The organism is Rhizobium sp. SRDI943, from assembly GCF_057653695.1.
Genome location: NZ_CM172787.1, coordinates 2,863,647 through 2,886,619 on the forward strand (window position 1 = coordinate 2,863,647; position 22,973 = coordinate 2,886,619).

A 22,973-nucleotide genomic window follows, 5' to 3' on the forward strand; every position below is an offset into this window, starting at 1 on the left:
TCTCTGGCCGCATCGCCACGCCGGCCAATTACGCAATTTCAGAAGCTTTCCTTCAGCCACTGGCCCATACGGGCGATGCGGCTGTTATTTCCTCCAAGCGACATGAGCAGACCGCTCTGTGACGCATGTGTCTCCATGTCCGCGACCTGCGGATAGATCATCAGGCCGACGGCCGTCGAAAAGGCCGGACCCTTGGCCGCCGTCGGCAACCCCGAGACGCCCATCGGACGGCCGATGCGGACGTTGCGGGCAAGGATGCGCCGCGCCACATCGGCAAGGCCGGTCAGTTGGCTCGCTCCGCCGGTCAGCACGACGCGCTTGCCGACGATCGGGCTGAAGCCGGAGCGCTGGATGCGGTCGCGGATCAGTTCCATCGTCTCTTCGATTCGGGCCGAGACGATGCGAGAAACCAGCGCCCGCGGCACCTGCGACGGCTGGTCGCGATCGTCCTCGCCGATCGGCGGGATCGAGATCAACTCGCGCTCGTCGGAGGAATTCGAAAGGGCCGAGGCATGCACGACCTTCAGCCGCTCCGCATCCTCGATGCGGGTCGAAAGACCGCGCGCCAGGTCGGTGGTGACGTGATGGCCGCCGAGGCCGACGGCATCCGTATGAACGAGCTTGCCCTCGGCAAAGACCGAGATCGTCGTCGTGCCGCCGCCCAAGTCGATCGCCGCGCAGCCGAGCTCGACCTCATCGTCGACGAGAGCCGCAAGACCCGATGCATAGGGCGTCGCGACGATGCCCTCGACTGACAGATGCGCACGATTGACGCTGAGTTCGAGGTTCTTCAGCGCCGAGCGCTCCGCCGTCACCACATGCATGTCGACGCCGAGCGCATCGCCGTACATCGCCAGCGGATCGCGGATGCCGCGCTCGCCGTCGAGCGAGAAGCCGGTCGCCAGCGAATGCAGCACCGAGCGGTCCTGGCGCAGCGACTGCTGGCAAGCGGCCGACAGCACCTTCTTCAGATCGTTGAGTTCGACTTCCTGGCCACCGAGATCGATCGTCGCGGTATAGATGTCGCTGCCGAGGCGGCCAGCCGTCAGGTTGACGATCAGGCTTTCGACGGTCAGCCCCGCCATGCGCTCGGCCGCGTCGACGGCGAGACGGATGACGCCTTCCAGCGCGTCGAGATCGGCGATGACGCCGGTCTTGATGCCACGGGAACGCTGGTGACCGATGCCGATGATCTCGATATTGTGCGTGCGGCCCGGCAGGATCTGGCTTTCCTCGCGCGGCGTCAGCCGGCCGATCATGCAGACGACCTTGGTCGAACCGATGTCGAGCACCGAAACGACATGTGACCGCTTCGACGAAAGCGGCTTCAGGCGCGGCAATCCGAAATGGGATGAACCGAACAAGCTCATATATTCTGCCCCGCCTTCTTCAATTCTTTCGTACGCTCCGTCACTGCCGTCTGCCTGCGGACCGCCGCCTCCGGCGTCAGCTGGATCGCGGTTCTGTCGGCCAGCCTGAGATCGACTGCGGCAATGTCCCGCTCCAGCAGCTGGTGCTCCTTGTCGAACTTCGAAAGCGTCGCCAGTGCCTGGTCGATACCGTCTTCCGGGAGCTTGACGACGACGCCGTTGTCCATATGCAGGTCCCAGCGACGCCCGGATATCCAGACATAGGCCTTCACGCGGGCCTTCACGTCGGGCCATTTCGAGAAGGCATCGTCGAGCGAAGCCGCCGCCGTTTCGGCATCGCGGCCGACGACGAGCGGCAGCGCCGAAAACTTGTTGTCCCGCAGCGGCGCAATGACGCTGCCGTTCTTCTCGATCAGGGAAAGCTCCTGCCCGTGCTGCCAGATCGCATAGGCCTGGCGCTCTTTAAGCTTCACCTCGATCGTCTTCGGATAGATCTTGCGGACCTCGACATTTTCGACCCAGGGAAGATGCGCGATCTTTCGGCGGGCGGCATCGACGTCGAGGGCGACCAGCGAGGTCGTGCCGTCAAGGCCGATCAACTGCAGGATCTCGATTTCGGAGGTTTCCGAATTGCCGGAGACCTTCACGTCCTCGATCGCAAAACCCGCGGCCGTCGTTGTCGCCTGCGCGACGGCTTCCGTGTGACCGCCGAGCGACATGCCGTAAAGCCCCGTCGCGCCCAAGAAAGCGAGCGCCGAGACCGTGCCGGTATGAACAGGAATGTAAATGCGGCCGCTGCAGAGACTGATCAGAAAGCGCGTGACCCGGCGCAGCGGACGCGGCAGCACGAACCGCTCTTCGGCTTCCATGATCGGAAGCACGGCATGATGGCTGGGGCGCCCTATCCTTTTGACTGTCAACGCAAACAAGACGCGTCCTCCACCATCCACCGGAGAAACTGACCAAACGAATAGCCGGCATGACCGGCCATTTCGGGCACGAGCGAGGTTGGGGTCATACCTGGCTGGGTATTGACTTCCAGCCAGATGATTTCGCCGTCTTCGGAGAAACGATCGTCGTAACGAAAGTCGGACCGACTGACGCCGCGACAACCGATTGCCTGATGCGCCCTTAGGGACAATGTTTGTATTTTTTGGTAAATATTCGGTGAAATTTTCGCGGGGATGACGTGTTTTGAACCGCCTGCCGCGTACTTGGAGTCGTAATCATAAAAATTGTGTCCCTGCGGCACCACTTCCGTGACACCGAGCGGAGTTTCACCCATGACACCGCAGGTGAGTTCGCGACCGTAAACATAGCGCTCGACGATCACCTCTTCGCCGTAGCGCCATTCGGGCGAGCTGACGATCTGTGGCGGATGCGCCTGATCTTCGGTGACGATGACGACGCCGAAGCTCGACCCTTCGCGGACGGGTTTCACCACATAGGGCGGCTTCATCGGATGCGTCGCGGGAAAGGCGAAACGGTTGACCACCTGCGATTCGGCCACCGGAATGCCGGCGGCGCCGGCAACGAGCTTCGCCTTGTCCTTGTCCATCGCCAGCGCCGAGGCAAGCACGCCCGAATGCGTATAGGGGATTTCAAGATATTCGAGGATGCCCTGAATGGTGCCGTCCTCGCCGAACGGGCCGTGAAGCGCATTGAAGACGACATCGGGCTTCAGCGCAGCAAGCTTCTCGGAAACGTCGCGCGCCACGTCGATACGCGTCACGTCGAAGCCCTCTGCCTCGAGGGCTTCTGCGCAAGCCTTTCCCGAGGAAAGGCTGACAGGCCTTTCCGAGGAAAATCCGCCCATCAGGACAGCGACATGCTTGCGACTCATCAACACCCCCAAAAAATAACTTCCAGTTTCGAAATCGACGCTTGCGCGAAGCTGTCTGCGTCGTTTCAGGCCTTTGTCCGACCTGGGTGCATTAGAGCATCATTATGGTTAATGAAGTGTTTACTTTCGTTAACTTCGTATTGCCGCGCCCTTGATTTTTTAACCTTCTCTTCTTCGGGATTGCCAGATCGAAGACGCCGCCGATCCGCGAAAACAGAAAAACCCGCACGGAAAAACCGCGCGGGCTCAATGGGATAGCTCGCTATCTTGCAGTCAGTCGGCGTCGTCGAGGAATTTCCATACGAGCCCGCCGAGCGCTCCACCCGCAAGCGGCGCAATCCAGAACAGCCAGAGCTGCTGCAGCGCCCAGCCGCCGACGAAAAGCGCCTGGCCGGTGGAACGCGCTGGATTGACCGAGGTATTCGTCACGGGGATGGCAACGAGATGGATCAGCGTCAGGCCGAGGCCGATCGCAAGCGGCGCGAAGCCCGAAGGCACCCGGCTGCTGGTCGAACCCAGGATGATGATCAGGAAGAACATGGTCAGCAGCACTTCGATCAGCAGCGCCGAAAGCAGTGAATAACCACCCGGAGAGTGCTCGCCATATCCGTTGGCGGCAAAGCCGCCGAGTTCGAAACCCGCCTTGCCGCTGGCGATGAGATAAAGCAGCGCCGCCGCGGCGATGGCGCCGACAACCTGCACGACGATATAGGGAACGAGGCGCGCCGCCGGAAACCGTCCGGCAACTGTAAGGCCAAGCGAGACGGCGGGATTGAAATGACCGCCCGAAATGCCGCCCACGGCATAGGCCATCGTGAGCACGGTCAGACCGAACGCAAAGGCCACGCCGACAAAACCGATTCCAAGCTCGGGATAGGCCGCGGCCAGCACGGCACTGCCGCATCCGCCGAAGACCAGCCAGAACGTGCCGAGAAATTCGGCGACAAGACTCTTTTGCATGGATATTTCCTCCGCCCTCAACCAGAGGGTTAGCAATGAATCCGTTACAATTTGATTCCGGTCAAGCATGTGAGCGTCACCGTGGCAAGCCTCGCGCAAGGCAGGAAAACCCAAGGATTCGAGATGACGCCGGGGACCGCGAGCCGGTAACGCATGCGGGCAGCGTCCCCTGTGAACACTCCATGTTTTGACGTTTTCACAGACCTGAAATAGCGTTAAAACCCGCCGGCCTCCCACGGCGATTCACAAAAATACTGATTGGAATGAAAATGCCTGACGCGATCTCCGCATCGCCGACTCCTGCCTCGAACAGCACGCAAGTCAATTCTCCGGCCCGCGTCCTTATCGCCAGCCTTGTCGGCACCACCATCGAATTCTTCGACTTCTACGTCTACGCGACAGCAGCCGTCCTCGTCTTCCCGCATCTCTTCTTCCCGGCAAGCGATTCGAACGCCGCAACGCTGCAGTCGCTCGTCACCTTCTCGATCGCCTTTTTCGCCCGCCCCATCGGCGCCGTGGTTTTCGGTCATTTCGGCGACCGTATCGGCCGCAAGGCGACGCTCGTCGCCGCACTGATGACGATGGGGCTTTCGACGGTCCTGATCGGCATGCTGCCAGGCTATGATGCGATCGGCATCGCAGCACCCCTGTTGCTGGCCCTTTGCCGTTTCGGTCAGGGCCTCGGCCTCGGCGGCGAATGGGGTGGCGCCGTTCTGCTTGCCACCGAAAACGCTCCTCCCGGCAAGCGCAGCTGGTACGCCATGTTCCCGCAGCTCGGCGCGCCGATCGGCTTCATCCTCTCCTCCGGCTTCTTTCTCATCCTGGCGGAAACGATGAGCAACGAGGATTTCCTCGACTACGGATGGCGCATTCCCTTCATCGCCAGCCTCGCCCTCGTCGCCGTCGGCCTCTATGTCCGTCTGAAGATCGCCGAGACGCCGGAATTTCGCAAAGCCGTCGAAAAGCACGAGCGCGTTGCCGTACCGATCGAGGTCGTCTTCCGCGACCATCTGCGAAGCCTGATCCTCGGCACCTTCATTGCTGTGGCGACCTTCGTGCTGTTCTACCTGATGACGGTCTTCACGCTCTCCTGGGGTACGACACCTCTGGAAAAGGGTGGGCTCGGTTACTCCCGCGAGCAGTTCCTGGTCGTCCAGCTTGTCGGCGTCCTGTTCTTCGGCCTGACGATCCCGCTCTCCGGCTGGCTCTCCGACCTCTATTCGCGCCGCACCATCCTGACGCTGACGACGATTGCCATCGCCATCTTCGGCTTTTTCTACGCGACGCTGTTGACCAGCGGTCTGACCGGCGCTTTCCTGTGCTCGATCATCGGCCTCGCCTTGATGGGCTTCACCTACGGCCCGATCGGCGCTGCCCTGGCCGCCCCCTTTCCGACCACGGTGCGCTATACCGGCGCCTCGATGACCTTCAACCTCGGCGGCATCTTCGGCGCTTCGCTCGCCCCTTATATCGCCACCTGGCTCGCCACCCATTACAGCCTGGACTATGTCGGCTACTATCTCGCCGCCTCGGCAGTGATCTCGCTCGTCTGCATCCGGCTGTCGGGCCGCGAGGAAGTCTGAGCCTCGAGCAGCAAGCAAACAACAAGCCGCGACTTGCCAACGTCGCGGCTTTTTTATTGATGCCGTGAGCAGTTCCGGTTAACCGGAACACTCACGGCAAAACGGGAAAAGATCATGCGATGCCTCATTACCGGCGCAGCCGGCTTTGTCGGTGGGCCTCTCGTCGAAAGACTGCATAGAGGGCGGATATCCGAGCTCGCGGTGACGACGCGATCTGCAGCCGCCAGCTTCCCGACATCAGTGCGGCATTTCCCCATCGAGATAACAAGCGAAACCGATTGGACAGCGGTTCTCGAGGGCATTGATGTCATCGTCCATCTCGCCGCTCGTGTTCACATCATGAACGACCGCGCAGCCGATCCGCTTGCGGAATTTCGTCGGATCAACACCGCCGCCACGTTGAACCTCGCCGAGCAGGCCGCCCGCGCGGGCGTAAAAAGGTTCGTCTTCATCAGCAGCATCAAGGTCAATGGCGAGGAGAACGATCGGCCCTTCCGGCATGACGATACGCCAATGCCGATCGATCCCTATGGCATTTCGAAGCTGGAAACTGAAATCGGGCTGCATGAAATCGCCGCTCGAACAGGCATGGAAGTCGTCGTCATTCGCCCGCCGCTCGTCTATGGACCCGGTGCGAAGGGCAACTTCGCCCTGCTCGTCGGACTTGTCCGGAAGAAGATACCGCTCCCCTTCGCGTCGCTGAAGAACCTCCGGACCCTGGTCGCCCTTCCAAATCTCGTCGATCTGATCATCACCGGGATCAAGCATCCGGGTGCTGCCGGCCAGACCTTTCTCGCAGGCGATGGAGAAGATCTTTCGACTCCCGGGCTTATCGAAGGGATTGCCGCAGGGCTAGGTGTCAAGCCGATGCTGCTCCCCTTCCCCCCAGCACTGTTGCAGATGGGTGCGCGCGTCACCGGAAAGGACGCGGTCTACCAGCGTCTTTGCGGTTCCCTGCAGGTCGATATATCCCACGCCCGCGACGTGCTTGGCTGGTCGCCCGTCGTCACACCGCGCGAAGGCCTGAAGCTTGCGGTGACGTAACCGCTACTCGCTCGTCACGCCGTGGAACGGACGCACTTCTCGGCCGGGCATGAAGACGCCGAGGCGTTTTATTTCCCATTCGAGCTTGATGCCGTCTTTTTCGAAGACCTCGCGACGCACCTGTTCGCCGAGATATTCGAGATCGTAGCCGGTTGCCTGCCCCATGTTGATCATGAAGTTGCAGTGAAGCGACGACATCTGCGCTCCGCCGATGACGAGGCCGCGGCAGCCTGCCTCGTCGACCAGTTTCCAGGCCGAATGGCCGGCCGGGTTCTTGAAGGTAGAGCCGCCGGTCTTTTCGCGCACCGGCTGTACCGTCTCGCGATGATTGCGCACAGCGTCCATCTCGGTGCGGATCTGGGCGCGCTCTTCCGGATAGCCCTCGAACAGCACCGAGGTGAAGATCAGATCTGTCGATGCGGTCGAATGCCGGTAGGAATAACCCATCTCGGCGTTGGAAAGCACATGCTTGTCGCCCTTGCGGTCGACCGCATGGACTTCGATCAGCCGCTCGCGCGTCTCGACGCCGTTGGCGCCGGCATTCATGCGCGCCGCGCCGCCGATACCGCCGGGAATGCCGTAGAAGAAATGGAAGCCGCCGATGCCGTTGTCCATCGCCATCGCCGCCACATGTTTGTCCGGGCAGATGGCGCCGGCGAGAATGCGGTTTTCACCGGCAAGCTCGACGAAGCCGAACCCCTTGGCCGACAGGCGCAGCACGACGCCGGGAATGCCGCCGTCGCGTACCAGGATGTTGGAGCCGACGCCGACCACCGTCAGCGGCACCTCTTCCGGCAATATCTTCAGGAAGGCGATGAGATCGTCGATGTCATGCGGCTGGAACATCAGCTCGGCCAGGCCACCGGCCCTGAACCAGGTGACACGGTCCATCGGGGCATCCGGCGTGATACGGCCGCGGATATCCTTTACACCGTCTCCGAGAGACGCGAGAAGCTTTTCCCCATTCACCTGTTTCATACGGACTTTCCCGATAGGCCTTCCAGTTGCTTGGGCAGCGCCGCCGCCCAGGATGTGATGCTCCCAGCCCCCAACAGAACCACGAAATCGCCAGGCTTTGCAACCTCCGCGACCATCTGCGGCAAAAGCTCCGCCGAGTTTATAAAGCGGGCGTCGCGATGGCCGCCGGATTTGATGCGTGAGACCAGCGACACGGAATCGATGCCTTCGATCGGATCCTCGCCCGCCGCATAGACCGGTGCCAGGAAGATGCTGTCGGCATCGTTGAAGCAGGCGGCGAATTCCTCGAACAGGCTCGCAAGACGGCTAAAGCGATGCGGCTGGTGGACGGCGATGACACGCCCCTTGCAGGACTCTCGGGCGGCGCGCAGCACCGCCTTGATCTCGACGGGATGATGGCCGTAATCGTCGAATATCTGCACGCCGTTCCACTCGCCGGTCAGCGTGAAACGACGCTTGACGCCACCGAAGGAGGCAAGCCCCTTGGCGATATCGGCGCTCGATATGCCGAGCCGGTTGGCAACGGCGATCGCCGCCGTTGCGTTGGAAATATTATGGCGCCCCGGCATCGGCATGACCAGCCCCTTGAGCTCGATCACCTGGCCTGTGCGGCGGCGGCGGATTTCGACGTCGAATATTGAGCGCGTGCCGTCGATGCGCACATTCTTGAAGCGCACGTCGGCCTGCGGGTTCTCGCCATAGGTAATGATCTTGCGGTCCTCGATGCGGCCGACCAGCGACTGCACCTCGGGATGGTCGAGACACATGACGCCGAAGCCGTAAAACGGCACGTTCTCGACAAACTGCCGGAAGGCTGCACGCACGGCGTCGAAATTGCCGTAATGATCGAGATGTTCCGGGTCGATATTGGTGATGACGGCGACATCGGCCGGAAGTTTCAGGAAGGTGCCGTCCGATTCGTCGGCCTCGACCACCATCCACTCGCCCTCGCCCATGCGGGCATTGGTGCCGTAGGCATTGATGATGCCGCCATTGATGACGGTCGGGTCGAGCCCGCCGGCTTCGAGTAGTGTGGCGACCAGCGAGGTGGTCGTCGTCTTGCCATGCGTGCCGCCGATGGCGATCGCATTGCGGAAGCGCATCAGCTCGGCCAGCATTTCGGCACGGCGCACCACCGGCAGCAGCTTTTCGCGCGCGGCGATGAGCTCCGGATTGCTCTTCTTGATCGCCGTCGAGACGACGACGACTTCGGCCTCACCCAGGTTTTCAGGCCGGTGACCGACGAACACCTCGATGCCCTTGTCGCGCAGGCGCTGGACATTGGCGCTGTCGGCCTGGTCCGATCCCTGCACCTTGTGTCCGAGATTATGCAGCACCTCGGCAATACCGCTCATGCCGATGCCGCCGATGCCGATGAAATGGACGAGGCCGATCGTCTTCGGCAGTTTCATGCGCGTGTCCTCTTGAATTCCGCAATTGTCCGTCTGGCGGCAATAGCCTCAACCATGTCGGCAAGCAAGTTCGCGGCATCGGTTTTCCCGGCGCGTTTCGCCGCCGCCGCCATGTGCGAAAGCTTTTCCGGATCGTTCATGACAGCCGTCAGGATCGCCGCGATCTTCTCCGGCGAAAGCTCCGACTGGGCGATCACCTTCGCTCCGCCGGTCGCAGCGAGTGCCGCCGCATTCGCCGCCTGGTCGTGATCGAGAGCATGCGGGTAAGGGACGAGCACGGCCGGCCGGCCTATGACGGAGATTTCCGAAACCGTGGATGCGCCCGAACGGCAGATGACGAGATGCGCCCTCGCCAGCCTCTCGGCCATGTCGGTAAAGAAGGGGGCGATATCGGCCCCCATTTCCAGCTTGGCGACGCAGCCGCTGACCATTTCCATATCCTCGGGACGCACCTGCTGGGTGATGCGCAGGCGCACGCGAAGCGCCTCGTCGAGCAGGCTGATCGCCGTCGGCAGCGCCTTGGAGAAATATTGCGCGCCCTGGCTGCCGCCGAAGACGACGAGGTTGAAGGCCTCGCCCGGATGCGACGGCATGTAAGGCACCTCGGCCGCAGCGATGATCGCCGGGCGGACCGGATTGCCCGTCGTCACCGTCTTGTCTGGAAAGGCGGCGCCTCCCTCCGGCAGGAACCCGCCGGCGATGGCCTGCACGCGGGTTGCCAAGGCCTTGTTGGCGCGCCCCATCACGGCATTCTGCTCGTGAATCATCGAGGGCACGCCGAGCCGGGTGGCGGCAAGCAGCGGCGGCACGGTGGGATAACCACCGAAACCAACGACGATGATAGGCCGCAGCCGCTGAATCAGCTTCTTTGCCGCCCGCATGCCGCTCCAGAGCGTCCACAGCGAGCGGGCGACAGCAACCGGGTTCTTCGAGCCGATCGTCGCCGACGGCACGACATGGATCTCCTCGGCCGGAAATTTGCCGGCATAACGCTCGGCCCTGCTGTCCGTGACGAGATGCACCGAATAGCCGCGCTCCTTCAGCTTGAAGGCCAGCGCCTCCGCCGGGAACACATGGCCGCCGGTTCCCCCGGCGGCAAGCAGCACGATGCCTTTGCTCATGGTCTTCTACTCCGCCGGCATGCCGTGCGGGACGCGGAAGAGGCTCCGGTCCTGCGCGCGTTTTTCCGGTCGATGGCGGGTCAGCGCCAGGATGAAGCCGGCGGTGACGCAGATCGCCACCATGGACGAGCCACCATAGGAAATCAGCGGCAGCGTCATGCCCTTCGCCGGCAACAGTTCGAGATTGACGCCGATATTGATGATCGACTGGATGCCCATCTGCAGCACCAGGCCGGCGACGGCGAAGCGGTTGAAGTCATTGCGTTCGCGATAGGCATGCGAGAGGCCGCGCAGCACCAGAACGGTAAACAGCGCAACGAGCGCCATGCAGAAGACGATGCCGAATTCCTCGGCCGCGACCGAGAAGATGAAGTCGGTATGCGCATCCGGGATGATGCGCTTGACGATGCCTTCGCCCGGCCCTTGGCCGAACCAGCTGCCGCGGATGATCGCCTCGCGCGCGGTGTCGATCTGGAAAGTATCACCTTCGCCGGTCATGAATTTGTCTATACGCAACGCAACGTGCGGGAAGACGTAATAGGCGCTGAGCAGGCCGCCGGCGCCGCCGATGCCGAGCAGCATGATCCAGATCCACGGCATGCCGGCCATGAAGAACATCCCGCCCCACACAGCCGTGGTCAGGATGGTCTGGCCGAGGTCCGGCTGCGCGATGAGAAGGGCTGCGACGATGCCGAACAGGATGATGGCAAAGAGATTGCCGGGGATCTCCGGCTGGCGCGCATGTTCGGCAAACAGCCAGGCGCAGACGACGACGAAGGCGGGCTTCATGAATTCCGATGGCTGGATGGAAAGGCCGGCGATCCAGATCCAACGCCTGCCACCCTTGACCTCCTGGCCAACGAACAACACCAGCACCATCATGGCGACCGAGATGATCAGGATCAGGATCGCGGTGCGCCGCACCTGGCGCGGCGTCAGGAACGACAGCCCGAGCATGACGCCGATCGAGGGGATCATGAAGGCGGCATGGCGCTTGACGAAGTGGAAAGGCTCGAGCCCGATGCGTTCGGCGACCGCAGGAGATGCCGCAAATGACAGCATAAAGCCGATGCCCATCAGAAAGATGAACATCGCCAGGAAGAAGCGGTCGATGGTCCAGAACCAATCGGCCAGAGGCCCACGTTCCGCGCGGCTTACCATGTCATTTCTCTCCTGTTGCCGGACCGATCAGCATCGCAATCCCGTCAAGCGCTGCCACGTGGCCGACGAAGGCTTCGCCCCTGACTTCGAAATTCTTATACTGGTCGAAGCTTGCGCAAGCCGGGGATAACATCACGGCCGAAGCGGCGCTCTCGTCGCGTTCGGCATCGGCGGCCGCATGCGCGACGGCGCGCTCCAGCGTATCCGATATTTCGTAAGGAACAGCCTCGCCGAGCGTCGCGGCGAATTCCGCCGCCGCCTCGCCGATCAGATAGGCCTTGGCGATGCGCGGAAAATAGGGAGCGAGCGTCGTGATGCCGCCAGCCTTCGGCAGGCCGCCGGCGATCCAGTAGATGCGATCATAACTCGAAAGGGCCGGCGCCGCGGCATCGGCATTGGTCGCCTTGGAATCGTTGACGAAAACGACACGGCCACGCTGCCCGACCGGCTGCATGCGGTGCTTGAGGCCGGGGAACGAGGCAAAGCCGGCGCGGATGTCATCGGCCGACACGCCGACGGCAAGGCAGGCAGCGACGGCTGCGGCGGCGTTCTGCGCATTGTGGCTGCCGCGCAGCGTCTGGATGCCGTCGAGATCGACGAAAGGCAGCATCGCGCCGCCGGCAGCTTTGATGAGCCTGGTGCCCTCGGCATAAATCCCGTCGGCCACGACGTTGCGGCGCGAGATGCGGACCACCTTGACGCCCGCCCGCTCGACGCGGTCGGCAATCAGCGCCGAATGGCTGTCGTCGATGCCGACGATTGCAACATCGCTACCGGCGACCAGCCGTTCCTTGACATCGGCATAATGCTGCATCGTGCCGTGACGATCGAGATGATCGGGCGTCAGGTTGAGCAGGATGCCGGCCGACGGGTCCAGCGTCGGCGCCAGATCGATCTGGTAGGAGGAGCATTCGACGACATAATAACGCTCGGCCTTCGGCGGATCGAGCGTCAGCACGGCCGTACCGATATTGCCGCCGAGCTGCGTGTCGTAGCCGGCGGATTTCAAGATATGGGCGATCAGCGCCGTCGTGGTCGACTTGCCGTTGGTGCCGGTTATGGCGATGAAAGGGCAATCCGGCGCATGGGCGCGGCGCTCGCGTACGAAGAGCTCGACATCGCCGACGATATCGACGCCGGCCGCGCGGGCAAGATCGACAGTCCAGTGCGGCTTCGGATGGGTGAGCGGCACGCCGGGCGACAGCACGAACAGCGCCTGCTGGCTCCAGTCGATGCTGTGCAGGTCCTCCGTCCTGATGCCTTCGGCAGCGGCCTTGGCGACACTGTCGGGATTGTCGTCCCAGGCGGTCACCTCGACACCACCTGATACCAGCGCCCGGGCGGTGGCAAAGCCGGAGCCGCCGAGCCCGAAGAGCGCGACCTTCCTGTCCTTGAGCGTCGTGACCGGGATCATCGCCGCCTCACCGGAGCTTCAGCGTCGAAAGGCCGAGCATCGCAAGGCCGACGGCAACGATCCAGAAGCGGATCACCACCTGGCTCTCGGTCCAGCCCTTCTTCTCGAAGTGATGATGGATCGGCGCCATCAGGAAGACACGCCGGCCGGTCATCTTGAAGAAGCCGACCTGGATGATGACGGACAGCGTCTCAATGACGAAGAGGCCGCCGATGATTGCCATGACGATCTCGTGCTTGGTGGCGACGGCGACGGTGCCGATCGTGCCGCCGAGTGCCAGCGACCCCGTGTCGCCCATGAAGATGGCGGCCGGCGGCGCGTTGAACCAGAGAAAACCGAGACCAGCGCCGATGACGGCGCCAAGCACGACGGCGAGTTCGCCGGTGCCGGGCACGAAATTGATCTGCAGGTAATTCGCAAACACCACGTTGCCGGCGAGATAGGCGATGACGCCGAAGGAGGCGGCGGCGATCATCACAGGCACGATGGCAAGCCCGTCGAGACCGTCAGTCAGGTTGACGGCATTGCCGGCGCCGACGATGACGAAGCCGCCGAAGACGACGAACATGATGCCGATATTGATCATGAAGTCCTTGAAGAAAGGAAAGGCGATCGAGGAGCCGAAAGTCGAGCCGGCAATCCCCGAGGCAAGGGCGGTGCGCATCATGAAATAGACGGCGATGCCGGCGATGACGAATTCGATGCCGAGACGCGCCTTGCCGGAAAAGCCCATGTGGCTCTGCTTCGTTACCTTAAGATAATCGTCGTAGAAACCAATCGCACCGAAGCCCAGCGTCACCAGCAGCGTCGCGACGACATAGACGTTGGAAAGATCGGCCCAGAGCAGCGATGCGCCGACGATGCCGGCGAGGATCATCAGCCCGCCCATGGTCGGCGTGCCGGCCTTCTTGAAATGCGTCTGCGGCCCGTCGGCGCGGATCGGCTGGCCCTTGCCCTGCCGGATGCGCAGCGAATTGATGATCGTCGGCCCGAACAGGAAGACGATCAGTGCTGAGGTGAAGAGAGCAGCCCCCGTGCGGAAGGTAATATATCTGAACAAGTTCAGAAATTTGAAATATTCCGACAGTTCGACAAGCCAGATCAGCATTCAGGGCCCCTTGTTTACCCGATCAAAATTCGCGTTGCGTGTCGGCAAATGGCGGGAACTTGTCAAGGAGCGCGGCGACGATCTTGCCGAAACCGATGCCCAGAGACGATTTCACCATCAACACGTCGCCTGGCGCGACCGAGTTCAATACATAGTCCGTCAATTCGTCCGTGTTCTCGCGATATTCGACATGGACGCTTTCCGGCAACGATTCCTTGAGCGCAGCCATCTCCGCTCCTGCGAGCCAGACATGTTCGATACCGGCAGCAAGCAGCGGCACGGCAAGGTCGGTATGGACCTTCTGCGCATAGTCGCCCATTTCCAGCATGTCGCCGAGCACGGCGATACGGCGTCCGCGGCCGGTCGGCTCGGAGGCCGCCAGCAGCGCGATCGCCGCGCGCATCGAGGCCGGATTGGCATTGTAGCTCTCGTCGATCAGCGTGAAGCTGCCGCCGCCGATCGAAAGCCGGTGGCGCTTGCCCCTGCCCTTTTCCGGCTTCAGCGTCGCAAGCGCTTCGATCGCCTTCTGCATATCGGCGCCGACGATCCTGACGACGCCGAGCGCTGCGAGCGCATTCTCGGCGATATGGCGGCCCGGCGCGCCGAGCGCAACTTCCAGCGTCTCGCCGCCGATCGTCAGCCACAGCGTCGAATTCTCGTCGGAACCATTGAATTCTGCGAGCCGGAATTCAGCCTTGGCATGCTGGCCGAAGGAATGGATATGCTCGATGCCGAGCGATTGCGCCGTGCGGTCGAGGAAATTGAACTGGTCGTTGTCGCGGTTGAGCACGACATGCCCACCGGGTTCCAGCCCCTCGAAGATCTCGGCCTTGGCGGCGGCGATTTCCTTGATGTTCTTGAAATTGCCGAGATGCGCCGGCGCGATCGTCGTGATGATGGCGACATCGGGACGGATCATCGCCACCAGCGGCCGGATCTCGCCGGGATGGTTCATTCCGACTTCGAAGACGCCGTAATCCGTATCCTCAGCCATGCGTGCCAGCGTCAGCGGCACGCCCCAATGATTGTTGAAGGAGGCGACGGAGGCGTGCACCTTGCCGGAGGGCGACAGCACATGCCGCAGCATTTCCTTGGTGGTCGTCTTTCCCACAGATCCCGTCACCGCGATGATCTGGGCCTTAGAGCGCTCGCGCGAGGCAAGGCCGAGCCGGCCAAGTGCCGCGAGCACGTCTTCCACGACGATCATCGGCACCGTCAGACGGCCCATGGCGGGAAGCCTCGCCTCGCTGACGACGAGAAGGGAAGCGCCGTTCGCCATCGCCATCGAGGCGTAGTCGTGACCGTCGACGCGGTCACCCTTGATCGCGAAGAAGGCTGCGCCTGGAGTAGTCGAGCGGCTGTCGATGGAAATGCCGGTGATGCCTTCGGGCAGCGTGCCGAAAGGGCGCCCCGCCATCGCTGCGATCATGTCTTCCGTCGTCCAGAGCCAGCTCAAGATTTCAACTCCTCCAAAGCCCTGCGCACCTCCGCATGATCGGAGAACGGTAGGGTGACGCCGTCGATCGTCTGCCCTTCCTCATGCCCCTTGCCGGCGACAATCAGCGTATCGCCGGATCTCAGCATGCTGACCGCTTCGCGGATCGCCGAGGCGCGATCGGCGATTTCCGCGGCACAGGCCGCCGCCGCCATGATCTCCGCCCGGATCGAGGCCGGTTCCTCCGAACGCGGATTATCGTCGGTGACGATGACGACGTCGGCAAGACGGCAGGCGATTTCGCCCATGATCGGCCGTTTGCCGCGGTCACGGTCGCCGCCGCAGCCGAAAACGACGATGACGCGGCCGGTGGTGAAGGGCCTGACAGAGCCCAGCACGTTTTCCAGCGCATCCGGCTTGTGGGCGTAGTCGACATAGGCGAGCGCGCCATCTTTTGTATGGCCGACAAGTTCGAGACGGCCGGACGCGCCGACGAGCTTCTCGAGCGCGGCCATCGCAACCTTCGCCTCAACACCGGTCGACATGGCAAGCCCTGCTGCGACCAGCGCGTTGGCCACCTGAAAATCGCCGGCCAGCGGAATGTCCACCTCGAAGATCTCGCCGCCGATATGGATCTCGGCCATCTGCTTGTGGCGGAAGTGCTCGACGCGCTTCAACGAGAGGTAATCGCCCTTTCGCCCGACGGTACGAATGTCATGACCGGCATCGGTCGCGGCCTTGATCGCCTGCGCGGACCACGGATCGTCGGCAAAGATCACCGCCGGCGATCCCTTCGGCAACAGCGTATCGAAAAGCCGCATCTTGGCGGCCATATAGGACTCGACGGTCGGATGATAATCCATATGGTCGCGGCCGAGATTGGTGAAGGCGGCGGCGGCAAGCCTGACGCCGTCGAGCCGGCACTGGTCGAGACCGTGGCTGGAAGCTTCCATCGCGGCATGTGTCACGCCTTCTCCGGCGAGTTCGGCCAGCAGCTGGTGCAGAGACACCGGATCGGGCGTCGTCAGCGAGCCATATTCGTTGCGCGTCGGCGAGACGACGCCCGTCGTGCCGATCATCGCGGCCGTGTGGCCCGCATACGCCCAGATCTGCCGGGTGAAAGAAGCGACCGAGGTTTTGCCGGCCGTGCCGGTGACGGCGACCATGGTATCGGGCTGCTTGCCGTGGAAACGCGCGGCGGCGATGGAAAGGAAACGGCGCGGCTCCTTGACCGCAAACACGGGGATCGAAGCATCGATGGCTTGAGAGGCGATGGCGACGGCAGCGCCACGGCCGGCGGCATCCACGATGAAGCCCGCGCCGTCGGCCTTGGTGCCGGCGACCGCGACGAAGACATTGCCCGGCGCCACCTTGCGGCTATCCGAAGACAGGCCTGAAATATCAAGCAGCCCTGCCGGGCCTTCGAGCTGTGCTTCAAGTTCCGGAAACTGATCTCCGGCCAAGTCTCGCAATTTCATCGAATGCACTTTTCTCTCTTGAAGCCGGTTCACCCCTCGCGAATCGGCGTCGATATTCATTCACACTCAATAAGACACCAGCAAGGCCGATCCGCCCTCCCCGAATTTCGGCTCGATGCCGAGAATGGGAGCCGCACGGCTGATGATCTCGCGGGCGATCGGACCGGCGGTGCCGGCGGAGATCGTTCCGCCATAGGCTTTCTCGCCGGTCTTCGGCTCGTCGCAGAAGGTGATCACGGCATATCTGGGATCGTTGATCGGGAATGCGGCGATGAAGGAATTGAAATTCAGGGTTGCCGAATAGCGCCCGTTCACCACCTTATCTGCCGTGCCGGTCTTGCTGCCGACGCCAAAGCCCGGCACGCGGGCGACACGCCCGGAACCCTTGTAGCCGTTGAAGTCGAGCAGATAGCGGATCTCGTCGCTGGTGGTCTTCTTAATGACCTGCGTGGCGATCTCATCGGCCTGTTCGCGGGTGCGCGGCAGGAATGTCGGCTCGATCAGCTTGCCGCCATTAACGAGAGCAGCAGCCGCCACCCCTGTCTGCAGCGCCGTCGTCGAAACGCCATGGCCGAAGGAAATCGTGATCGAATTGATCTTCTTCCAGACGCGCGGCTGGCTCGGCATCTTCACTTCGGGCAGTTCGGTCTGCATCTTCGTCAAGAGCCCGAACTTGGTCAGGTATTCCTTCTGCGCGTCGATGCCGACGATGTCGATGACGCGCGCCGTACCGATATTCGAAGAATACTGGAAAATCTCGGGAACAGTCAGCCAGCGGCGCTGCCCGTGAAAATCGTGAATGGTGAAGCCGCCGATATAGATCGATTTGCTGGCATCGAAACTGTCGGTCATCTTCACCTTGCCGCTATCGAGCGCCATGGCCAGCGAAAAGGTCTTGAAGGTCGAGCCCATTTCGAAGGTGCCGTTGGTCATCCGGTTGAGCCAACCCTCCTTGGCGCCTTCCTGCGGATCGTTCGGATCGAAATCCGGCGCCGATGCCATCGCCAGCACTTCCCCCGTATGCACGTCGATGACCGCGGCACCAGCGCCCTTGGACTGGAAGTTGGTGACGGCATTGACGACCGCGTCCCGGACGATGTTCTGCACGCGCAGGTCGATCGAAAGGCGCACCGGCTCGAGCGGCTGGTCGCTGGTCATGCCGACGGAGGCGAGATCGGCAAGCCCCTGGTCGTCGATAAATTTCTCCATGCCTGCGACACCGCGGTTGTCGATGTTGACGTAACCGAGGATGTGCGCGGCGGTCGCCCCGCCCGGATAGAAGCGGCGTTTCTCCGGCCGGAAACCGATACCGGGAATGCCGAGCGCCAGGATCTGGCTCTGCTGCTTCGGCGTCAGTTGCCGGCGCAGCCAGGCGAAATGCGAGGTCTTGACCGAGAGCTTCTTGTAAGTGTCCCTGACGTCGAGCTCGGGCAGCACCGTTGCAAGCTTCTCGACCGCCTCGTCGGCGTCGACGATCTTGTTCGGCTCGGCAAACAGCGAGACGGTGCGGATGTCGGTCGCCAGCACCTCGCCGTTGCGGTCGAGAATGTCGGGCCGCGAAGCCATCAGCCGGTCGGGCGGCAGAATGCTGGAGACGACCTCCTGATCCTTCATCGCATATTCGACGAGACGACCGCCGATGACGGCGTAGACGCCCATGAAACCAAGGATCAGCAGGCCGACGCGGCTTTTTGCCTGCCCTGATTTCTTCTTTCGCGATCCCTCGATCGCCAGGCCAGCGGGTGAAGGACCGCCGAACCGGTTATAGACGCCGGCGGAGAAATGCGCTTGGCTCTTCAAAACCATAATGCGGGAAAGAAACGACATTATTCCTCCACCGATCCGGTTTCGATCTGGTCTGCATCCTCTGCCTCGCCGCGTGGCGCAGGCATCGGAATGGGCTGCGCCTTGGCGGTGGCTTGCGCGCCCTTGGTGTCTGGTGCGCCTTTGGCGCTGGCCACGGTCGCGCCTTTGGCGCTGGCCACGGTCGCGCCTTTGGCGCTGGCCACGGTCGCGCCTTTGGCGCTGGCCACGGTCGCGCCTTTGGCGCTGGCCTTAGCCTCCGTCACGTCAGGCACGGGAACCTCGGATTTCAGCATCGGCAATTCCTTGGCATGCACGAGCGCCGTCGATTCCGTCGGCTGCAGCTTCAATTCGTCATTGTAGGCTTTGACCAGCCGCTCCAGCCGGTTCGGCTGCGATTGCAGCGCCCAGTCGGCCTTGAGAAGGTCGATCGTGTCCTTCTCGAGCTTGATCTCGGCTTCGAGGCGATGAACCTCCTCGAGCTTCAATTCGGCGCGGTGCTTGATCGTGTAGGTCACGGCGGCGGTGGCCGTCATGACGCCGATGAGGACGAGATCGAACGTTTTCAGCATATCAACCTCCAAGCTTTCCGAGACTGGCAAGATTGGGAAACCCGAAGAGCGACATATCCGCGGCCTCGGCGGCAGCGTCCGTCCTCAGGCCGGCGCGCAGCTTGGCAGAGCGGGCGCGCGGATTGATCTCCGCCTCCGCCTCGCTTGCCGAAACCATCGGCTTGCCGATCGCCGCAAAGGTTGCCGCCCGCTCATGCGCGACCGGCAGATGCCGCGAGCCCGACGCCTTGCCGGCGCGATCGGAGAAGAATTTCTTGACGATGCGGTCTTCGAGCGAATGAAAGGTGACGGCGACGAGCCGCCCGCCGGGTTTCAGCGCCGCTTCTGCCGCAAACAGCGCCTGCGCCAGTTCGCCGAGCTCGTCGTTGACGAAGATGCGCAATGCCTGGAAGACCCGCGTTGCCGGATGGATCTTGTCCTTCATCTTGCGCGGTGTAACGAGCTCGATGAGACCGGCGAGATCGCGGGTCGTTTCAAATGGCTTTTCGGCGCGGCGCTTCTCGATCGCATGGGCGATGCGCGGCGCCTGGCTTTCCTCGCCGAGAAAATGGAAGATGCGGATGAGATCGGCGACCTTGGCGCGGTTGACGACATCGGCGGCCGAAACGCCCTCGGCCGACATGCGCATGTCAAGCGGTCCATTCTTCTGGAAGGAGAAGCCACGCTCAGCCTCGTCGATCTGCATGGAGGAGACGCCGATATCAAGCACGACGCCGTCGAGCCCGCCTTGCGGCGCATGATCGGCAAGATGCGAGAATTGCGAATGAACAAGCTTGAAACGACCGCCATGGGCGGCGACCATCGCTTGGCCAGCCGCAATCGCCGTCGGATCGCGGTCGAGCGCAATCACCTCGGCGCCGGCAGCAAGGATGGCCGAACTGTAACCGCCCGCACCGAATGTACCGTCGAGGATGAGCTTGCCGGGCGCAGGCGCCAATGCCGCAAGGACTTCAGCGAGAAGAACAGGAATGTGACGAACCGGTCCGCCACCGGCATCAGTTGAACCTCCGCCAGGATTCGCCACCATTCCGTTCCCTCGTTCTTTCAGGAACGCTTGCCCGCCAGCTTGCGCTCCCCTCGTGCCTGCGCCTGTGCGGCCACAAAAGCCTGCGGCTGCCAGAGCTGAAAATGATCCGCCCGACCGACAAAGGTCACTTCGTCCGAGATGCCGGTGAAGCCGCGAATGAAATCCGTGACCATCAGCCGCCCCTCGGCGTCGAGCTTCATGAAGACCCCGCCTCCATGAATGAGAAGCGACATCTCGTTCGCATCCGGCGAAAACGGATCCTCCGCAGCAATCTGCCGTTCGAATCTTTCGAGAAGATCCGGACCGCCGACGCTGACCGCCGGAAACACAAAGTCCTGGAAGCAATAGAGCTCCTGAACATTGCGCTGCGCCAGCACGGAACGGAACGCCGAAGGCACGGAAACCCTGCCCTTGGCATCGATCCTGTTGGTCGCGTTCGAAAGGAAGCGGCTCATGACACGAAACATCCGTTCCCGCAGGGATCCGGACCAAAAGACGCCCGAAACTCCCGATATCAGGCACAGCTTCGCAAGCCGGATGAGCAAAAACCCCTCCGACGCTTCCGGAGAGGAAGACGCCTTTGCTTTGCGATGAATGGGCAGGTGATTGCCCTGGTGCAGTGCGCATTTGGGATAGCATGGGACCATATGGGCGTCAATGGGATGCGGCCATTTTGCAGTGGACGCATGATCAAAAATTTATAACCCGTTAAGTTTAACAAAGGGTTAGGATCACTCTCTCGCAAGAGGCGCGCAACCACGTTTCCGCAAAAAGAATTTCCGCCGGAGGGGTGCATCAGCGCCCGCTTGAAAGCGTTCGATTCCAGTGACTTATCTCGAAACGATCTCTGGATTCGGGGTTTTGTCGCGCCACAAGAGTTAATCGCCAGTTGGCCTGTAAGCCGGGTTCTGTATGGCTCCGGCGTGAACCGGAACGTGGCAGCCATTCCTCTGGGACAGCGTTCGCACGCTGCCTCACGCAACCCACCCGGATAACTGGCCTGGAAACCGGCCGGAAGGCCTTTCGGCCCGCCACGTCATCCCTATTCGGTCTTGCTCCCGGTGGGGTTTACCGTGCCATTTCCGTTGCCGGACATGCGGTGGGCTCTTACCCCACCCTTTCACCCTTACCTGTCATGACAGGCGGTTTGCTTTCTGTGGCACTTTCCCTGAGGTCGCCCTCGCCGGACGTTATCCGGCACCGTGTTTCCGTGGAGCCCGGACTTTCCTCACCCTACCGCCTTTCGGCATTGGTAAAGCGCGGCTGCCCAGCCAACTGGCAGGGCTCCCATAAACGAGAGAGATCGCAATTGCTATCGAAATAAATGATATCACCTAGAGCAATTCCAGCAAAACTGCGCAGCGGTTTTGCTGCCGGAATTGCGTAAGAATAAAAACAGGGAGCACTTCCGTGATTCGGAGAAAAACGGAAATGCTCTAGCGAAATTGCGGTGTGAAATCCGTCGAGTAGCCCTGTTCGCCGATTCCGCCTGACAAAAGCAGCTCGGCCCCAAGCCGGCCGATTTCGTCCGAGCTCTTGGCCGACGTGCCGGCGCAGCCCGTCAACACCGCGATCTCGGGCGATGAGCTATAGCCGATCATCGGATAGCCGCTTTCCGTATACGACACGACGCAGGCGGCCGTCGAAATCGAAAGCGGCACGATATCGGGCAAGAGACCTTCAACGATGCGTTTGAGATGCGCGCGCACCGTATCGCGCCCCTCGGTCTTGAACCATGCGCGCATGTCCGTGTCGCCGTTGAGCGCCAGATCGTCAGGATCGCCGCCGATCTTCAGGTAGAATTTGCCGTCGGGATAGCGGATCGGCGGCAGCAGGTAGATTTCGATGCCGGGCGCCCTGAGAATGAGTGACGGCATCGTGGCTAGGCGCGCCGCATCGGCATCGCTTACCTCGAAAAGCGTCACGGTCCGGGCATAAACCGTCATGGCAACGGGCTGTGGCAACAGATTCTCCGCAATGGAAAATCCGCCTGCCGCCAGCAGCACCTTTTCAACGCGATAGGTCAGGCCACCGGCCGTCTCAACGACAGCCGATCCACCTTCGCTGCGGATCGAAACGACATGATCGCGGATGACAGTGGCGCCTGCCTTTTCCGCCAGCAGCGATTGGGCTTTCACAAGCTTGCGCGGACTGATGTGGCCGGCCCCCCTCGCCTCGAAGACGCCCGTGCCCCCATCGGGAAAGGCGAAGAAGGGAAAGGCAGCCTTCAGCCCCTGCTCGTCGAGCAGGCTGGCCTCGACGCCGAGCGAAACGGCAGCCCGCCGGGTCTTCTCGATATAATCGCCGCCCGTCGGCGCCACGACGACGCAGCCGACCTCGCGATAGAAATCGATGCCGCTGTCGCGGGCGATCTCGCCATAACGGCTGATCGAACGGTTGGCGAGCAGCGCCCAGTTGCGGTCGGGATCGATGGTACGGGTAATGCGCCCCTCGTCGTAATGGCTGGCGAAGACGCCCTGATGCGCCTTGCGGTCGGTAGGCTCGTCCGGCCCGATCACCGCGACACCATCCGCTTGCCGCGCCAGATGCCGCGCCGCCGCTGCCCCCATCAGCCCACGGCCGACGACAATATATTTGAAATCGACTGCCATGCAGCCTCCTCTAAACAATACAGTGCATCTTTTCAGACGCGCAAAAGACGCT

General features: G+C 62.1%; 19 protein-coding genes and 1 other RNA gene. 2 read left to right on the top strand and 18 right to left on the bottom strand.

Features of this window, described 5'->3' with window-relative positions; all coding sequences use genetic code 11:
- Nucleotides 1–38: 38 nt before the first annotated feature.
- The 4 genes from ftsA to aqpZ form a co-directional block, all read right to left on the bottom strand.
- A complete protein-coding gene (ftsA, locus tag AC245Y_RS14820) occupies nucleotides 39–1,370 on the bottom strand; it encodes a cell division protein FtsA (RefSeq protein ID WP_012758279.1) in 1,332 nt (443 codons plus the stop codon).
- Nucleotides 1,367–2,299 (bottom strand): cell division protein FtsQ/DivIB, encoded by a 933-nt coding sequence (locus tag AC245Y_RS14825; protein WP_012758280.1) that lies wholly within the window; start codon nucleotides 2,297–2,299, stop codon nucleotides 1,367–1,369. Before AC245Y_RS14825 ends, ftsA begins: the two co-directional genes overlap by 4 nt.
- Nucleotides 2,287–3,213 (bottom strand): D-alanine--D-alanine ligase, encoded by a 927-nt coding sequence (locus tag AC245Y_RS14830; protein ID WP_012758281.1) that lies wholly within the window; start codon nucleotides 3,211–3,213, stop codon nucleotides 2,287–2,289. The genes AC245Y_RS14825 and AC245Y_RS14830 overlap by 13 nt, the downstream gene beginning before the upstream one ends.
- A gap of 273 nt (nucleotides 3,214–3,486) precedes the next feature.
- A complete protein-coding gene (aqpZ, locus tag AC245Y_RS14835) occupies nucleotides 3,487–4,173 on the bottom strand; it encodes an aquaporin Z (protein ID WP_012758282.1) in 687 nt (228 codons plus the stop codon).
- A gap of 269 nt (nucleotides 4,174–4,442) precedes the next feature.
- On the opposite strand from aqpZ, the gene AC245Y_RS14840 reads away from it, so the two are divergent.
- Both AC245Y_RS14840 and AC245Y_RS14845 read left to right on the top strand, forming a co-directional pair.
- Complete coding sequence (locus tag AC245Y_RS14840) at nucleotides 4,443–5,756, top strand: MFS transporter (RefSeq protein ID WP_026157426.1); 1,314 nt, start codon at nucleotides 4,443–4,445, stop codon at nucleotides 5,754–5,756.
- A gap of 114 nt (nucleotides 5,757–5,870) precedes the next feature.
- On the top strand, nucleotides 5,871–6,800 hold the full coding sequence (locus AC245Y_RS14845; protein WP_012758284.1) for a UDP-glucose 4-epimerase family protein: 930 nt from the start codon (nucleotides 5,871–5,873) through the stop codon (nucleotides 6,798–6,800).
- Nucleotides 6,801–6,803: 3 nt separating this feature from the next.
- On the opposite strand, the gene murB is transcribed toward AC245Y_RS14845, so the two are convergent.
- The 14 genes from murB to AC245Y_RS14915 all read right to left on the bottom strand — a co-directional run bounded on the left by murB (nucleotide 6,804) and on the right by AC245Y_RS14915 (nucleotide 22,921).
- Nucleotides 6,804–7,778 carry a UDP-N-acetylmuramate dehydrogenase gene (gene murB / locus AC245Y_RS14850; RefSeq protein ID WP_012758285.1) on the bottom strand — a complete coding sequence of 325 codons (975 nt, stop codon included), beginning with the start codon at nucleotides 7,776–7,778 and terminating at the stop codon, nucleotides 6,804–6,806.
- Nucleotides 7,775–9,190, bottom strand: coding sequence for a UDP-N-acetylmuramate--L-alanine ligase (murC, locus tag AC245Y_RS14855; protein WP_012758286.1), 1,416 nt, complete (start codon nucleotides 9,188–9,190; stop codon nucleotides 7,775–7,777). Before murC ends, murB begins: the two co-directional genes overlap by 4 nt.
- On the bottom strand, nucleotides 9,187–10,311 hold the full coding sequence (gene murG, locus AC245Y_RS14860; protein ID WP_017994719.1) for an undecaprenyldiphospho-muramoylpentapeptide beta-N-acetylglucosaminyltransferase: 1,125 nt from the start codon (nucleotides 10,309–10,311) through the stop codon (nucleotides 9,187–9,189). Before murG ends, murC begins: the two co-directional genes overlap by 4 nt.
- Nucleotides 10,312–10,317: 6 nt before the next feature.
- Nucleotides 10,318–11,472: a putative lipid II flippase FtsW gene (gene ftsW / locus AC245Y_RS14865; protein ID WP_012758288.1), complete on the bottom strand. Its 1,155-nt coding sequence runs from the start codon at nucleotides 11,470–11,472 to the stop codon at nucleotides 10,318–10,320.
- Between the two features lies 1 nt (nucleotide 11,473).
- Complete coding sequence (gene murD, locus AC245Y_RS14870) at nucleotides 11,474–12,886, bottom strand: UDP-N-acetylmuramoyl-L-alanine--D-glutamate ligase (protein WP_012758289.1); 1,413 nt, start codon at nucleotides 12,884–12,886, stop codon at nucleotides 11,474–11,476.
- A gap of 7 nt (nucleotides 12,887–12,893) precedes the next feature.
- Nucleotides 12,894–13,994 (bottom strand): phospho-N-acetylmuramoyl-pentapeptide-transferase, encoded by a 1,101-nt coding sequence (mraY, locus tag AC245Y_RS14875; protein ID WP_003541415.1) that lies wholly within the window; start codon nucleotides 13,992–13,994, stop codon nucleotides 12,894–12,896.
- A gap of 22 nt (nucleotides 13,995–14,016) precedes the next feature.
- A complete protein-coding gene (locus AC245Y_RS14880) occupies nucleotides 14,017–15,450 on the bottom strand; it encodes a UDP-N-acetylmuramoylalanyl-D-glutamyl-2,6-diaminopimelate--D-alanyl-D-alanine ligase (protein WP_017994720.1) in 1,434 nt (477 codons plus the stop codon).
- Nucleotides 15,447–16,967: a UDP-N-acetylmuramoyl-L-alanyl-D-glutamate--2,6-diaminopimelate ligase gene (locus tag AC245Y_RS14885; RefSeq protein WP_017994721.1), complete on the bottom strand. Its 1,521-nt coding sequence runs from the start codon at nucleotides 16,965–16,967 to the stop codon at nucleotides 15,447–15,449. Before AC245Y_RS14885 ends, AC245Y_RS14880 begins: the two co-directional genes overlap by 4 nt.
- 6 nt (nucleotides 16,968–16,973) lie before the next feature.
- On the bottom strand, nucleotides 16,974–18,734 hold the full coding sequence (locus AC245Y_RS14890; RefSeq protein ID WP_012758292.1) for a peptidoglycan D,D-transpeptidase FtsI family protein: 1,761 nt from the start codon (nucleotides 18,732–18,734) through the stop codon (nucleotides 16,974–16,976).
- A complete protein-coding gene (ftsL, locus tag AC245Y_RS14895) occupies nucleotides 18,734–19,282 on the bottom strand; it encodes a cell division protein FtsL (RefSeq protein ID WP_017994722.1) in 549 nt (182 codons plus the stop codon). Before ftsL ends, AC245Y_RS14890 begins: the two co-directional genes overlap by 1 nt.
- Before the next feature lies 1 nt (nucleotide 19,283).
- Complete coding sequence (gene rsmH / locus AC245Y_RS14900) at nucleotides 19,284–20,309, bottom strand: 16S rRNA (cytosine(1402)-N(4))-methyltransferase RsmH (RefSeq protein WP_017994723.1); 1,026 nt, start codon at nucleotides 20,307–20,309, stop codon at nucleotides 19,284–19,286.
- 17 nt (nucleotides 20,310–20,326) lie between these two features.
- A complete protein-coding gene (mraZ, locus tag AC245Y_RS14905; RefSeq protein ID WP_026157427.1) occupies nucleotides 20,327–20,764 on the bottom strand; it encodes a division/cell wall cluster transcriptional repressor MraZ in 438 nt (145 codons plus the stop codon).
- Nucleotides 20,765–21,190: 426 nt separating this feature from the next.
- Nucleotides 21,191–21,588, bottom strand: an RNA gene (gene rnpB, locus AC245Y_RS14910) — RNase P RNA component class A.
- A 157-nt stretch (nucleotides 21,589–21,745) separates the two neighbouring features.
- On the bottom strand, nucleotides 21,746–22,921 hold the full coding sequence (locus tag AC245Y_RS14915) for an NAD(P)/FAD-dependent oxidoreductase (protein ID WP_017994725.1): 1,176 nt from the start codon (nucleotides 22,919–22,921) through the stop codon (nucleotides 21,746–21,748).
- Nucleotides 22,922–22,973: the final 52 nt, after the last annotated feature.

What these genes read in the sequence shown, in the direction of transcription:
- AC245Y_RS14885 (WP_017994721.1), bottom strand. Translation starts at nt 16,967, where the DNA reads ATGAATATCGACGCCGATTCGCGAGGGGTGAACCGGCTTCAAGAGAGA.
- ftsA (WP_012758279.1), bottom strand. Translation starts at nt 1,370, where the DNA reads ATGAGCTTGTTCGGTTCATCCCATTTCGGATTGCCGCGCCTGAAGCCG.
- mraZ (WP_026157427.1), bottom strand. Translation starts at nt 20,764, where the DNA reads ATGAGCCGCTTCCTTTCGAACGCGACCAACAGGATCGATGCCAAGGGC.
- AC245Y_RS14845 (WP_012758284.1), top strand. Translation starts at nt 5,871, where the DNA reads ATGCGATGCCTCATTACCGGCGCAGCCGGCTTTGTCGGTGGGCCTCTC.
- murD (WP_012758289.1), bottom strand. Translation starts at nt 12,886, where the DNA reads ATGATCCCGGTCACGACGCTCAAGGACAGGAAGGTCGCGCTCTTCGGG.
- AC245Y_RS14840 (WP_026157426.1), top strand. Translation starts at nt 4,443, where the DNA reads ATGCCTGACGCGATCTCCGCATCGCCGACTCCTGCCTCGAACAGCACG.
- murB (WP_012758285.1), bottom strand. Translation starts at nt 7,778, where the DNA reads ATGAAACAGGTGAATGGGGAAAAGCTTCTCGCGTCTCTCGGAGACGGT.
- AC245Y_RS14830 (WP_012758281.1), bottom strand. Translation starts at nt 3,213, where the DNA reads ATGAGTCGCAAGCATGTCGCTGTCCTGATGGGCGGATTTTCCTCGGAA.
- AC245Y_RS14890 (WP_012758292.1), bottom strand. Translation starts at nt 18,734, where the DNA reads ATGTCGTTTCTTTCCCGCATTATGGTTTTGAAGAGCCAAGCGCATTTC.
- rsmH (WP_017994723.1), bottom strand. Translation starts at nt 20,309, where the DNA reads ATGGTGGCGAATCCTGGCGGAGGTTCAACTGATGCCGGTGGCGGACCG.
- ftsW (WP_012758288.1), bottom strand. Translation starts at nt 11,472, where the DNA reads ATGGTAAGCCGCGCGGAACGTGGGCCTCTGGCCGATTGGTTCTGGACC.
- murC (WP_012758286.1), bottom strand. Translation starts at nt 9,190, where the DNA reads ATGAAACTGCCGAAGACGATCGGCCTCGTCCATTTCATCGGCATCGGC.
- murG (WP_017994719.1), bottom strand. Translation starts at nt 10,311, where the DNA reads ATGAGCAAAGGCATCGTGCTGCTTGCCGCCGGGGGAACCGGCGGCCAT.
- aqpZ (WP_012758282.1), bottom strand. Translation starts at nt 4,173, where the DNA reads ATGCAAAAGAGTCTTGTCGCCGAATTTCTCGGCACGTTCTGGCTGGTC.
- ftsL (WP_017994722.1), bottom strand. Translation starts at nt 19,282, where the DNA reads ATGCTGAAAACGTTCGATCTCGTCCTCATCGGCGTCATGACGGCCACC.
- mraY (WP_003541415.1), bottom strand. Translation starts at nt 13,994, where the DNA reads ATGCTGATCTGGCTTGTCGAACTGTCGGAATATTTCAAATTTCTGAAC.
- AC245Y_RS14915 (WP_017994725.1), bottom strand. Translation starts at nt 22,921, where the DNA reads ATGGCAGTCGATTTCAAATATATTGTCGTCGGCCGTGGGCTGATGGGG.